This is a genomic window from Streptosporangium sp. NPDC006930 (genome assembly GCF_040635605.1).
GTDB lineage: Bacteria > Actinomycetota > Actinomycetes > Streptosporangiales > Streptosporangiaceae > Streptosporangium.
The window spans coordinates 185546-198651 of the sequence record NZ_JBEYID010000001.1 but is presented as its reverse complement, the minus strand read 5'-3'; the positions used below and the strand labels follow the sequence as shown (position 1 = coordinate 198651).

Annotated in this window: 12 protein-coding genes; 7 read left to right on the top strand and 5 right to left on the bottom strand. The window is 70.5% G+C overall.

Going from position 1 to position 13106, the window contains the following annotated elements; genetic code table 11:
• Position 1: 1 nt before the first annotated feature.
• Together ABZ664_RS00845 and ABZ664_RS00840 are read left to right on the top strand one after the other, a co-directional pair.
• Positions 2–1249 (top strand): heterodisulfide reductase-related iron-sulfur binding cluster, encoded by a 1248-nt coding sequence (locus tag ABZ664_RS00845; RefSeq protein WP_362501294.1) that lies wholly within the window; start codon positions 2–4, stop codon positions 1247–1249.
• An 82-nt stretch (positions 1250–1331) separates the two neighbouring features.
• Positions 1332–2102: an IclR family transcriptional regulator gene (locus tag ABZ664_RS00840; protein ID WP_362501292.1), complete on the top strand. Its 771-nt coding sequence runs from the start codon at positions 1332–1334 to the stop codon at positions 2100–2102.
• Positions 2103–2264: 162 nt separating this feature from the next.
• Here the strand turns inward: ABZ664_RS00840 and ABZ664_RS00835 are convergent, their stop codons facing one another.
• Together ABZ664_RS00835 and ABZ664_RS00830 are read right to left on the bottom strand one after the other, a co-directional pair.
• Complete coding sequence (locus ABZ664_RS00835) at positions 2265–3194, bottom strand: hypothetical protein (RefSeq protein WP_362501290.1); 930 nt, start codon at positions 3192–3194, stop codon at positions 2265–2267.
• A 141-nt stretch (positions 3195–3335) separates the two neighbouring features.
• Positions 3336–3866, bottom strand: a complete 531-nt coding sequence (locus ABZ664_RS00830; protein WP_362501288.1) for a hypothetical protein — start codon at positions 3864–3866, stop codon at positions 3336–3338.
• Between the two features lie 94 nt (positions 3867–3960).
• On the opposite strand from ABZ664_RS00830, the gene ABZ664_RS00825 reads away from it, so the two are divergent.
• From ABZ664_RS00825 to ABZ664_RS00805, 5 genes are all read left to right on the top strand, one after another.
• Positions 3961–4644 carry a response regulator transcription factor gene (locus ABZ664_RS00825; protein ID WP_362501286.1) on the top strand — a complete coding sequence of 228 codons (684 nt, stop codon included), beginning with the start codon at positions 3961–3963 and terminating at the stop codon, positions 4642–4644.
• A complete protein-coding gene (locus ABZ664_RS00820; protein WP_362501284.1) occupies positions 4641–5900 on the top strand; it encodes a HAMP domain-containing sensor histidine kinase in 1260 nt (419 codons plus the stop codon). Before ABZ664_RS00825 ends, ABZ664_RS00820 begins: the two co-directional genes overlap by 4 nt.
• Before the next feature lie 182 nt (positions 5901–6082).
• The gene (locus ABZ664_RS00815; RefSeq protein WP_362501282.1) at positions 6083–6697 is read left to right on the top strand and encodes a TetR family transcriptional regulator; all 615 of its coding nucleotides are present in this window, start codon (positions 6083–6085) and stop codon (positions 6695–6697) included.
• A 110-nt stretch (positions 6698–6807) separates the two neighbouring features.
• Positions 6808–8385 carry an MFS transporter gene (locus tag ABZ664_RS00810; RefSeq protein WP_362501280.1) on the top strand — a complete coding sequence of 526 codons (1578 nt, stop codon included), beginning with the start codon at positions 6808–6810 and terminating at the stop codon, positions 8383–8385.
• A 116-nt stretch (positions 8386–8501) separates the two neighbouring features.
• A complete protein-coding gene (locus ABZ664_RS00805) occupies positions 8502–8894 on the top strand; it encodes a PepSY domain-containing protein (RefSeq protein ID WP_362501278.1) in 393 nt (130 codons plus the stop codon).
• Here the strand turns inward: ABZ664_RS00805 and ABZ664_RS00800 are convergent, their stop codons facing one another.
• The 3 genes from ABZ664_RS00800 to ABZ664_RS00790 form a co-directional block, all read right to left on the bottom strand.
• Positions 8895–9584, bottom strand: a complete 690-nt coding sequence (locus ABZ664_RS00800) for an HNH endonuclease family protein (protein ID WP_362501276.1) — start codon at positions 9582–9584, stop codon at positions 8895–8897. It abuts the gene before it with no gap.
• A 190-nt stretch (positions 9585–9774) separates the two neighbouring features.
• Positions 9775–10533 carry an SDR family oxidoreductase gene (locus ABZ664_RS00795; protein ID WP_362501274.1) on the bottom strand — a complete coding sequence of 253 codons (759 nt, stop codon included), beginning with the start codon at positions 10531–10533 and terminating at the stop codon, positions 9775–9777.
• A 249-nt stretch (positions 10534–10782) separates the two neighbouring features.
• The gene (locus ABZ664_RS00790; RefSeq protein ID WP_362501272.1) at positions 10783–13059 is read right to left on the bottom strand and encodes a tetratricopeptide repeat protein; all 2277 of its coding nucleotides are present in this window, start codon (positions 13057–13059) and stop codon (positions 10783–10785) included.
• Between the last annotated feature and the right edge of the window lie 47 nt (positions 13060–13106).

Below are 13106 nucleotides of genomic sequence, written 5' to 3'. Positions count from 1 at the left end.
CGTGGACCCTGAGCTGATCAACGACTGCGTGCACTGCGGGTTCTGCCTGCCCTCGTGCCCGACGTACGTCCTGTGGGGCGAGGAGATGGACTCCCCGCGCGGCCGGATCCACCTGATGAAACAGCACGTCGAGGGCACACCGATCACGCCCGAGATGGCCGGGCACTTCGACGCGTGCCTGGGGTGCATGGCGTGCGTACCCGCCTGCCCGTCCGGGGTGAGGTACGACCGGCTGATCGAGCAGACCCGGGCCGAGGTGGAGCGGGTGCACGTGAGAGAGCCTGACGACAGGGCGCTGCGGGCGCTGGTCTTCCAGCTGTTCCCCTATCCCCGGCGGCTGCGGGCGATGCGGCTGCCGCTGCGGCTCAGCGCCGGGCTGCGCCGCGCGGTCGCGCCGAGGCTGGAGCGGATCAACCCGTCCCTGGCGGCGATGGCCGACCTCGCTCCCCCGGCCGCCGACAGGACGCGGCTGCCGCGCAGGATCGCGGCGCGGGGCCCGCGCAGGGCCACGGTCGGGATGCTCACCGGCTGCGTGCAGGGGGAGTTCTTCCCCCAGGTCAACGAGGCCACGGCCAGGGTGCTCGCGATGGAGGGCTGCGACGTGGTGATCCCGCCCTCGCAGGGCTGCTGCGGGGCGTTGTCGCTGCACTCGGGCCAGGAGAGGCAGGCCCTGCGGTTCGCGAAGCGGACGATCACCACCTTCGAGCGGGCGGGCGTCGACACGATCGTCGTCAACGCCGCCGGATGCGGGTCGACGATGAAGGACTACGCGGAGATCCTTGAGGGCGAGGGCGGCGAGTGGGTCGAAAGGGCACGGGCGATCAGGACCGTCGATCTGGCGGAGTATCTCGTCGCGCTCGGCCCGGCGGCCGAGCGTCACCCGCTGCCGCTCACCGTGGCCTACCACGACGCCTGTCACCTCGCCCACGCCCAGGGGGTACGGTCCCAGCCCCGCGAGCTCCTGGGCGGCATACCCGGCCTGGAGCTGAGGGAGATCGCCGAGTCGGCGATCTGCTGCGGCTCGGCGGGAACCTACAACCTGTTCCAGCCCGAGACCGCGAAGGACCTCGGTGACCGCAAGGCGGAACGGGTGCTCGCCACCGGCGCCGACCTGCTGGTCTCGGCCAACCCGGGCTGCACCATGCAGATCGCCTCGGCGATCCGCCGCCGGGGCACCGAACCCATCCCCGTGGCGCACACCGCGCAGGTTCTCGACGCCTCGCTGCGCGGACTCGCGAGGGTGCCGTGAGGGCGGACGGGGGTCCCGTGAGTGGCCCGTCCCGCCGATACGGGGCGCGCCAAGGTCCGGGACCGTCCCGTGAGGAGGGTGCATGAGCGCGGTGCAGTCGGTCGACCGGGCGCTGGACGTGCTGGAGGCCCTGGCCGAGCGGGGCGGGGAGGCCGGCCTCTCGGAGATCGCGGCGAGGACCGGCCTGCCGTACGGGACGATCCACCGGCTGCTGCGCACGCTGCTCGCCCGGGGCTACGTGCGCCAGGAGTCCGACCGTCGCTACGCCCTCGGGGGCGCTCTGGTGCGGCTCGGCGGGGTGGCCGAGCGCATGGTGGGCGTGTGGTCGCAACCGTACCTGACGAGGCTCGTCGAGCTGTCGGGTGAGACGGCCAATCTGGCGGTGCTCGAGGGTGACTTCGTGGTCTACGTCGCCCAGGTGCCCTCGCCGAGGCGGTTGCGGATGTTCGCGGAGGTCGGCAGGCGGGTGCTGCCGCACAGCACTGCCGTGGGGAAGGTCCTGATGGCCGACAGGGCGGACAGCGAGGTGGCGTCGCTGGTCGAGCGGACCGGTATGCCCCGCAGGACCGCCAACACGATCACCGACCTGCCCGGGATGCTCGCCGAGCTGGAGCGGGTGCGAGAACACGGGTACGCGATGGACCTGGGCGAGGAGGAACTGGGCGTGCACTGCCTGGCGGTGGGCGTACGGGACGGGGCGCGGACGATCGCCGCGCTGTCGGTGTCCGGGCCGGCCGAGCGCATCGCCGCGCTCGACCGGCGGGACCTCGCCGAGGGCATGCGCAGGATCGCGCACGACTTCGGCGCCGAGCTGGGCCCGATCACGCCCGACGGAGCCGAGCGCGTCTCGTGAGCCGATCGCCGCCCTGGTAGGGGGCGGCGTGAGCCGGCCGCGGGACCACCGAAGACGGCCACCGCTCCGCTCGCCCGGCGGCGGGGGCGAGGGAGCGTGAGGCGACCGCGGGATCACCGGGGCCGGACGAGGGTCCCGGGGGCCGGAGGTTGGGTGCCGGGGTCAGCGTCCGGGAGGGGTGATGTTGAGGTTGCTGCCCTGCGGCACCGGAACCACGCTCACCTGCCCCTTCTGGATGGCCTGCCACAGCACGGCACCCTCAGGACCGAGGACCTTGACCAGGTCCTTGATCGATTCGATCTCGGTGCGGACCTTGGCGTTGCGCTGGGTCTGCGCGACGTTCTCCGCCTTCGCCGCCTGCTCGGCGGCCAGGGCGGAGACCAGGGCCTCCGGCGGCTCGGGCTTCTGGATGGTCAGGACGATGTCACCGCACTGCCCGCTGCCCGCGTAGTTCTGGTTGCAGAAGTAGTCGCCCCCGGACGTCTCCTTGATGAACTCCCTGGCGAGCTGGCCGACCCGCGTCTCCCACGCCTGCTTCACCTTCGGGTCGTTGAACAGCCCTCGCCACTCGAACTCCTGCGAGGCGGCGTCCAGCGCGCGGTCCAGCGGCACGCGCATGTAGATGTTGAGCATCCGCCGCCAGCCGCCGGACGACTCGCCCTCCTCGTAGTAGGCGCGGAACTTCAGACCGATCTTCTCGTGGAACTGCTGGAGCGTTTTGCAGTCGGTGTTCAGCGTGAACGTCGCCACCCCGGAAACCGTCATCTCCACGTTGTCCTTGGAGACCACCGACAGCGGCTTGGCCTCGGCGTCGTCCGCCCCGGAGAAGTCGAAGGTCCGCTGGCCGAACGGATAGGAGTATCCCTTGTCGCCGGGGCCGAGAAGCGTGGCACCGCTGGAAGGGTTGATGCACTTCTCGAACTTGATGGCCTCCAGGACACCGCCCGCGTAGTGCAGGACCACCTCGTCGGGCTGGGTGCTCACCCGCGAGCACGCGCTGAGCGCGAACCCGGAGACCACCAGCAGGACCACCGCGAGGAGAAACCCCTTCAACAGCAGCCGTCTGCCGCCACCGGCCTTCTGAGCGCTCATCGTCTCTCCCTTTCGCACCCGTTTCGTGAAGGCGGATCCTAGTGGCGGCCGATCACGGGCAGCGGGGCGGGCGGTTACCGACGCCCAAAGGAGACATATCCACTTATGGAACCCGACAGTGGTAAGAGGTGAGAGCCCGGGTCAGCTGTGCAGGCGGTGGACGGGTGATCCGTCGGCCGCGCAGCGGACCTCGACCTTGACCTCGTCCTCCTCGGACTCGAACTCGACGCGGGCCCGGTCGGCGGGTCCGCGCTCGACGTCGTCGGCCTGGAAGCCCTGGGCCGGGCTCCACGACCGCAGGGTGACGAGGCCCCCCTCGCACCGGGCGATCACCCTGCCGCCCTTCGTGATGATCAGCCGGCTCTCGCCGGGCTCCGCGCCGGGCGTGGCGGTGGTGGCGGCGGTGGGCTCGGGGGTGGCCTCACCGGGCTCCCCGGCACTCTCGGAAGGGGCACTCTCCGAGGGAGCATTCTCAGCGGGAGCGGTGGGCGGGGCACTGGGAAGAGACGAGGCGAGGGCGAGCGCCTCATCGACCTCGGCGGCGGAGAGCGGCCGGAGACCGGTGTCCGTCAGCGGCTCGCTGAGACGATCGATCACCGCCACACCCGCTCCGATCGCGAGAAGCCCGGTGATCAGCCATCCGGCCACGACCAGGGGAAGACGCTTGCGCATGTCCCTCACTGTGCCACCTGAAACGATAAGACAACGCTAAGGAGCGGCTAACCCGCTTTTGACGCGGTGCGGGAGAAGGCTAACGTGGCGGCAAATGTCGAATGTGCTGCTCATCGAGGACGACGCCGCGATCCGCACCTCCCTCACCCGGGGCCTGCGCGATCGCGGCCACGCCGTGTCGTCCGCCCCCGCCGCTCTCGAAGGCCTGCGGCTGGCCGTCGAGGAACACCCCGACCTGGTCGTCCTCGACCTCGGCCTGCCCGACATGGACGGCCTTGACCTGCTGCGGATGCTGCGCGCGGTGAGCCGGGTCCCGGTGATCGTGGCGACCGCGCGAGACGGCGACGCGGAGATGGTCAGGCTGCTGGACGCGGGTGCCGACGACTACGTGGTCAAGCCGTTCAGCGCGGCCCAGCTCGACGCGCGGATCCGGGCCGTGCTCCGGCGGGTGGCGGGCGAGAGCCGCGCCGACAGCGCGGTCACCGTCGGTGGCCTGCGCATCGACCCCCGTACCCGGGAGGCGACCCTGGACGGGACGCCGCTGGATCTGAGTCCTCGCGAGTTCGACCTGCTGCACTACCTGGCGGCCAGGCCCGGCGAGGTGGTCACCAAGCGGGAACTGCTCACCCACGTCTGGCAGATCCCCTACGGCGGAGCCGACAAGACGGTCGACGTCCACCTCTCCTGGCTCCGCCGCAAGCTGGGCGAGACATCCCAGGAGCCCCGCTACCTGCAGACCGTCCGGGGTGTCGGTGTGCGACTGGCCGCCCCGGCATGAGGCGCTGGCTGACCCTGCTGGTCGCGGCGACCACCTCCCTCGTACTGATCGCCCTGCTGGTCCCGCTCGCCCTGCTGGTCCGCACGGTCGCGGTGAGCGGAGCGGTCAGCGAGGCCGAGAGCGAGGCCGAGTCGGTGGCGGTCGTGGTCGGCGCGGTGGACACCGAGACCCTGCGGCTCACAGCGGAACAGGCCAGGCATCCGGTGACGGTCTTCCTTCCCGGCGGGGAGGTGATCGGCGATCCCGCCCCGCGCTCCACCGCCGTGGAACTGGCCTCCCGCGGCCGCAGCGTCACCGCCGCCGCGCCCGGCGGGCGGGAGATCCTGGTCGCGGTCCAGGGGGCGCCCGGGGGTACGGCGGTGGTCCGGGTCTTCCTGGACGACGCCGACCTGACCAGGGGCGTGCCCCAGGTCTGGGCCGGGCTGGCGGCGCTCGGCCTGGCCCTGGTCGGACTGGGCGTGCTGGTCGGCGACCGGCTGGCCCGCGCGGTGATCAGGCCGATCACCGCGCTGGCGAAGGTGTCGCACCGGCTCGCGGCGGGCGACCTGTCCGCCAGGACGGTGCCCGACGGCCCTCCCGAGGTGCACGCGGTCGGTCTCGCCCTCAACCACCTGGCCGAGCGCATCACCGGCCTGCTCGCAGAAGAGCGGGAGAGCGCCGCCGACCTGTCCCACCGGCTGCGCACCCCGCTCACCGGGCTGAGGCTGGAGGCGGAGTCACTGGCCGATCCCGAGGAGTCGGCCAGGATCGAGGCGAGGGTGGACGCCCTGGAACGCGCCGTCACCTCGGTGATCACCGAGGCGAGGCGGCGGGTGCGTGAGCGGGCCGAGTGCGACGCGGCGGCGGTGACCGAGGCGCGGGTCGCGTTCTGGTCGGTGCTCGCCGAGGACCAGTCACGAAGCTTCATCCTGGATCTCGCTCCGGGACCACTGCCGGTGGGGGTCGCCGCGGACGACCTGGCCGCCTGTGTGGACGCCCTGCTCGGCAACGTGTTCGCGCACACCCCGGAGGGGGTCTCGTTCTCCGTACGGCTGGAGGCGACCGGCGACGGCGCCCTGCTGACCGTCGCCGACGCGGGTCCCGGCTTCGCCACGCCTGATCCGCTGCAGCGTGGCGAGAGCGGAGCCGGATCGACCGGTCTCGGCCTCGACATCGCCCGCCGCACGGCGGAGTCGGCGGGTGGCTCGCTGTCCCTGCGCACCTCCCCCTCCGGCGGGGCGAGCGTGATCCTGTTCCTGCCCGCCGTCACGTCCTGACCCCGGGGGCCCTTGCGGTCGGGCAGGAACGAGCCGGGCGCGGACGCGGTGGCCACTGACGTCACCGAACCGATGAGAAGGACCCCCGCGAGGCCCCGGCGTGCTCGTCCCAGTTGTGATCTGTCGCACTTCATATAATGAAATGTTGCACAATCTGAAAGTTCCTCCCTACTGTTGACGCTGTGACCAGTGTGGAGAGTGCGGACGAGCTCGGCCGGAGAGATCGAAAGAAGCTCGAGACCCGCGCGGCGCTGGAGCACGCCGCCCTGACGCTGGTGGCCGAACGTGGCCTGGCGGGTGTCACGGTGGAGGACATCGCCACAGCGGTGGACCTCTCCTCACGCACGTTCTTCAACTACTTCCCGTCCAAGGAGGACGCGCTTGTCGGAGCGAGCCCGGCGTCCGTCGCCGAGCTGCGCGAGAGGCTGGAGGCCGTACCGGTCGAGGTGCCGGTCCTGGAGGCGCTGCGTCTGATGTCGCGGGTCGAGGCCGAACACGTCCAGCAGCGGCGCGAGCAGTGGTTGCTGCGACTGAAGGTGTTCGAGCAGAACCCGTCACTGCTGCCGCGCCTGGTCGCCAACGGCACCGAGACCGAGCGCGCCGTGTCCGCCGTCGTCGCACGCAGAATCGGCGTCGAACCGGGTACGAGCGGCTATCCCGAGCTGGCCACCGCGGTGGCCATGGCGGCCTTCCGTGCGGCGATGATGCGCTGGAGCGCCGCGGACGGCCGCCCGGCGCTGGCCGACCTGGTCGACGAGGCCTTCTCCCAGCTCGCCGCCGGCCTGCCCAATCCGTGACCGCCCCGGTCACCGTTCTCCTTCGATCACCCCCCGAACACGTTCCCGTTCGGCCGGCGTCCGCGCGAATCACGCGGAGCGCCGGTCCCCGCCCGAGAAATCGAGGAAAGATGACATCCACCAGCGCGCAGCCCGAGGCCGTGGCCGCGGCGCCCACCTCCAGGAGAAAGGTCCTGCAGGCGCTGTCGGGGCTGATGGTGGGCATGTTCGTGTCCATCCTGGCCTCGACCGTCGTGGCCAACGCGCTGCCCCGCATCATCACCGACCTGCAGGGCACGCAGACCGTCTACACCTGGATCGTCACCTCGGAGCTGCTGGCCATGACGGCCACGGTGCCGCTCTGGGGCAAGATGGCCGACCTCTACAACAAGAAGCTGCTGATCCAGCTCTCACTGGGACTGTTCGTGGTGGGCTCGCTGATCGCGGGCCTCACGCCGAACGTGGAGATCCTCATCGTCAGCCGCGTCGTGCAGGGCATCGGCGCCGGTGGCATGACCGCGCTCGCGATGATCGTGATGGCGGCCATGATCCCGCCGCGTGAGCTCGGCCGCTACGCCGGCATCTTCGGCGCCGTGTTCGGCGTCGGCACCGTGGCGGGCCCGCTCATCGGCGGCGTGCTCGTGGACACCTCCTGGCTCGGCTGGCGCTGGTGCTTCCTCATCGGCGTGCCGTTCACGATCCTGGCCATCGTCCTGCTGCAGCGCACGCTCGACCTGCCGGTGGTGCGCAGGGACGTCAAGGTCGACTACCTGGGCGCCCTGCTGATCACGCTGGGTGTGTCCATGCTGCTGATCTGGTCGTCCCTGGCGGGCAGCCAGTTCGAGTGGGGCTCCTGGTGGACCTTCGCCCTCGTGAGCGGCGCCCTGCTCATCCTCGCGCTGGCCATCTGGGTGGAGTCGCGGGCGGCCGAGCCGATCATTCCCTTGACCATTTTCAGGAACCGCACCGTCACCCTCGCCACCGTGGCGAGCGTGCTGGTCGGCGTGGCCATGTTCGGCGGCACGGTCTTCCTGTCGCAGTACTTCCAGGTGGCGCTCGGCAAGTCGCCGACGGTCGCCGGCCTGCTGAGCCTGCCGATGGTGTTCGGCCTGCTCGTCTCCTCCACCGTGGCCGGCCAGCTCATCACCAAGTGGGGCCGTTGGAAGGGCTTCCTGGTGGCCGGCAGCGTCGTCATGCTCGCCGGGATGGGCCTGCTCAGCACCATCGACGGTCAGACCGGCACGGTGCTGCTCGGGATTTACATGGCGGTGCTCGGCATCGGTGTCGGCATGCTCATGCAGAACCTGGTCCTCGCCGCCCAGAACGACGTACCCGCCCACGACCTGGGGGTCACCACCTCGGTGCTGACCTTCTTCCGCAGCATGGGCGGCGCCGTCGGCGTCAGCGCCCTGGGCGCGGTGCTGGCCAACCGGATCACCACGCTCATGACGGAAAGGCTCGGCCCGATGGCCGCCGGCGGCGCGGGTGGCGAGAGTGGCGCCGTACCCGACATCTCCAAGCTGCCCGCTCCCGTCGTCCGCATCGTCCAGGACGTGTACGCGACGGCCACCGCCGAACTGTTCCTCATCGGCGTGCCGCTCACCGCGCTCGCGCTGGTGGCGGTCCTGTTCATCAAGGAGAAGCCGCTCAACACGCTGTCGGGCGAGGAGCGGCTGGCCCGGGAGCAGGCCTCGGCCGCCGGTCACTGAGCGGGCCGCCGGAAGTGGCGCCGGGGAGCACTCCGGAATCCGGTGGCGAGCCGTACTCACCGTCGGTTAACGATCTCTTAGCGTGCCCCTAGCAAAGTCTCCGCAAATCTTGACCCATGACACGAATCACCAGAATCACCGTCGGAGCCCTCGCAACCGCCGCCCTCCTCACCGGTGGAGGCGGCATCGCCCTCGCCGCGCACCAGACGGACGGTGCGGCGATCACCGCCACCGCGGCCACGACCGGCACGACCGGCGTGACCGCGGCCGGCACCACGGGTACCGCAACCGCACCCGTCACCACCTCGGCGTACATCTCCTCCGGCAAGGCCGTGAAGATCGCCAAGAAGCGTGTCCCCGGCGCGCGCGTGAGCAAGGTCGAGCGCGAGTGGGAGCACGGTCAGCGCGCCTGGAAGGTCGAGCTGCACAAGGGAGCCTGGGAGTACGACGTCTACGTGTCCGCGAAGACCGGAAAGATCATCAAGTTGAAGCGCGACTACGACGACTGATCAACAGGATTTGAGAACTTCCTCCATGGCGTCCTTCTCCCCGGACGTCACCCACATCTCGTACTTGACCTTCACCTTGATCTGACGTTCCACATAGGGGCACCGGTAGGCGCGGCTCGGCGGCAGCCAGGTCGCCGCGTCTCCGGCGCCCTTCTGGCTGTTCAGCGGCCCGTCCACCGCCAGCAGGTTCAGCGGGTCGTTGGCGAGTTCCTTCCGCTTGGAAACGGGCCACTGCTGGGCGCCCTTCTGCCAGGCGTCGGCGAGCGCGATCACATGGTCGATCTGCACCGCCATGCTGGTCCGTGTCCCGCGCTCGAACTTGATGGTCTTGCCGCTGTAGGGGTCCTCAAGAATTCCGGACTGCACGATGCAGCCCTCCTCGCCCTTCTTGAAGACCTCCTCCTTGAGGTCGCGAATGAGAATGTCGTTGCGGGTGTCACAGCCGTTCTTGTCGACGTCCGACCACGCGGGACCGAACTTGTCGCGGTTGAATCCCGTCATCGGGGCGCGCCCCTTGACCTCAAGTTTCCTCAGGTCCTTGAGCGCCTCGGAGGCGGAGTTCTTGTCCCCGGAAGCCCCTCCCGAGGACCGCGTCCCCTCGTCCACGCCTCCGTCGGGAAACGGGCCGCAGCCCGCCACCGTGAACGCGATCGTCGCGACGACCACGCCTCGTACCAGTGCCGTCCGCACCCTGCCACCTCTCACGTGCTCACCAACTGAAGCGGCAAATTACCTCAGATGCCGCCCTCAATCTTAAAAGCCTTAAGCAGTCTTTGGGAGAACGAGAGAATTTCTGACCCATCAATCCATGCCTTACCAGCATCTTTCTCACTCGATCCGGACAAAAGCCACCATGGGCACTCCACTCGGAGCAGCCGGATCAGGTGATCAGGATCCCGCCGTCGACAGGGATCACCGCACCGGTGACGTACGAGGCGGCGTCCGAGGCGAGGAAGATCGCGGCGGCGACGAGCTCGGCCGGGTCGCCCGCACGCTTCATCAGCACCCGCTGGTCAAGCTGCCTGGCCAGATAACCCTCGGCGTACTGCTCGGTCATCTCCGAGGCGAAGAACCCCGGCTCGACGCAGTTGACCCGGATGCCGCGCCGCCCCGTCCACTGCTGGGCGAGATCGCGCGTGAGGCCGACGACCCCCGCCTTGGAGGCGCTGTAGGCGGCCTGCGGCAGGCCGGCGGTCGTCTCGCCCAGGATGCTCCCGATGTTGACGATCGAGGAGCCGGGCCTCATCACCCTGGCACAGGCCTGCGCCATCCAGTAGGTGCCGTGCAGGTTGATGTCCACGACCTGCCGGAACTGCTCGGGCGTCTCCTTCAACGCCGGGACCGCCGAGCCCACGCCCGCGTTGTTGATCAGGATGTCCACCGCGCCGAGTTCGGCCACCGCCGTCTCGGCCAGTGCCCGGCAGTCCTCCGGCCTGGTCACGTCGGTGGCGAGAGCCACACACCGCCTGCCGGTCTCCTCGACCAGTGCGCGGGTCTCCTCAAGGCGGTCCTTCCTACGGGCACCGATCACGATGTCCGCGCCCGCCTCGGCCAGACCTCTCGCGAACGCGACACCCAGCCCCGAGGACGCGCCGGTGACGATCGCAACCTTGCCGTCCAGCCGGAATCGTTCCAGCATCCCGGTCCTCCCTCATTCACCCAATGTGCCGAATGAGATTCTAGTGACCGTGCCGGAAACCGCCCGCGAGGGGTCGGCCCACTCGCGGGCGACGCGGTGTCCCGTGATCGCCGGTGATCCTGGCGGGTCACCGGCGATACGGACTCCGAGTGGGTCACGGATGACCGCGACCCTCCCCTCCGGAGGCGCCACACCTCCCGAAGAGCAGGCGGCGCCACGGACCGCCAGGCACGGCCGTGGCGAGCCGTCCTACAGGCCGTACTCCTTGGTGATCCGCTCGTGCCGTTCCACCTCGACGTCGACGGCCTTGGCCAGGTCGAGCCAGGCCAGCGGGTGCACCCAGCGCTCGGTGGCGTCGTCCAGAAGCGCGTCGAGCTCGACCGGGCTGACATCCGGCGGGACCGCGATCCAGCCGAACACGCCGGGCAGCGGCTCGCCCGAGGTCGGGTGGGTCACGGTGTAGTTGTCGTCGCTGTAGACCCACATCGGCCAGCCGCGCTCGACCATGACGTCGTTGAACTCCGTCCAGTCGGCCTGGCTGGGAGCGGCGCCGTCGAAGAACCAGCTGGTGTAGCCACCCGGACGGAGCATGCTGACCGCGGCGAAGGGCGGGACGAAGCTCTCCTGCTCCTCGGCGCTCTCCGGGATCGGCTCAAGCAACTGCGGCTCGAAGACGACCAGGTCACCGGCGTTGTACTCCATACCGGGAGGCTGGGGGATGGCCAGACGCGCCGTCGCGGGGCCGGTGCGCACGCTCAGGACCTGGCGCTGGCTGCCGTCGGGGGCGGGAAGGATGATGCGCACCAGGCCCATCTCCTCCTCGATCGGCCCCTCGGTCGACTGCAGCGGCATCCCGATCTTGGCGGTGCCCAGACGGACGGTCTCCCAGTCCTCCGCGGCCGTCGCCATGACGATCATTCGCCAGACGTCCTGCTGCTCGATCTCCTCCGAGTCGAGGAGATCACGCAGAATGCCGGCGCCCTTGGCGTTGTCGTCGAGCTGCTGCGCCGCGGCCGACCACAGGCGGACCGCCTCGATGCCGCCGCCCGCGGCGACCGCCGCCTCGCCCTCGGCCGCCGCCTGCTCCCAGCGCTCCCGCGAGGTGTACAGGCGCCCCAGGGCGAGGTGGCGCTGCGCGGCGGGCAGCCGCTCCGCGACCTGCTCCAGGCGCTCGTCCTGACGTGCCTCGATCAGCAGGCCGCTGAGGTACGACGCGTCCTGCGGGTCGGCGGTCTCGATGTCACCTGACTCGACCAGCATGGTCCAGTAGATGTCGGCGCCCTTGGCCGGGTAGCCGAGGAAACCCAGCGTGGTGGTGTGGCGCCGGGTGGCCTCCACGTCACGGCCGGACAGCGGGGCCAGCCAGCCCACCCAGCGCTCCGGGTCGGCGTTGAAGCCGTCGGCGGCGTCGAAGTAGCCGACCAGCTCGTCCGTGGGACCCGGCGCAGGAAGCGCGGTGGCCTTATCCGCGGCGGCGCGCAGCTCGGTGATCCGCTCGGCGACGTCACCGGGGCTCCTGAGCTCCCCTGCCGCGGACTCCGCCAGGTCGGCCAGGAGCCGCGCCTGCCAGATTCCCTGGCGCGCGACCGCCAGGTGCCCCGCGACGAGCGCCAGCTCGACCCGGGCGCGGTAGCCGCCCATCATCGCGAAGTAGTCGATCCACTGCTTGAGCACCCGGCCCAGCTGCCAGGTGTTGGTGATCTGAGCCGCTCCGGTGAGCGCGTGGATGGCGTGCGACCACTCGACCCAGACGCGAGGGTGATCGCCGACCACGTCGAGGTCGGGCAGGGCGTCGACGGACTCCTGCACCCGGCCGAGGGTGGCGAGCACGAGTGAGCGGAGCACTCCCTCGCGGTGCTCCTTGGCCACCGGGTCGTCGGGCTTGAACCCGGCCGCGGCGTCGAGCGCGGTGAGCGCGTCCTCGGCGCGTCCGGCGGCGAGCAGCGCGCGGGCCGAGGCGGCCCCCAGCTCCCAGCTCGCCTCACGGTCCGCACCGCCGAGCGCCGCCACCGCGGTCTCCGCGTGGGAGACGGCCTCGTCGACGCGCCCCGCGTCGACGAGCGCCGCGACGTACTGTTCGGCGACGGAGGCGAAGGCCAGCGAGCCGGGCTCGACGTCCAGGGCCGAGAGCGCGGCCAGCCGCTCGGCGGCGTAACCGGGACCGTCCGCGTTCGCCTGCGCGATGGCCAGCGCCACGACGGCACCGGGCACGGCCGGGCACTCGCGGACGTCCTCCCGCTTGGTGAACTCCACCAGCGTCTCGGCGTCGGCGATCGCGACCGTCCCCTGCGCGCGGTCGCCGACGCGGCCGATCAGGTGCCAGTAGCGGGCGTAGAACTCCAGCCAGGGCAGTCGCAGGTTCTCCGCCTGCTGCGCGATGGCGGGCGCGAGCACGTCGAGCTGCCCGTACCGACCTTCCAACGCCTGCGCGGGCACATCTCCGATCGCCATAGCCAGACCGGTGTTGCCCGCCTCATGCAGTTGCCGCTGGGTGTCGCCCACCCAGGCCCAGATGTCCACGTCCATGGGACGTCAGTCTGCCAGGTCGGGGAGCATGCCCCAAACGGCTTGGC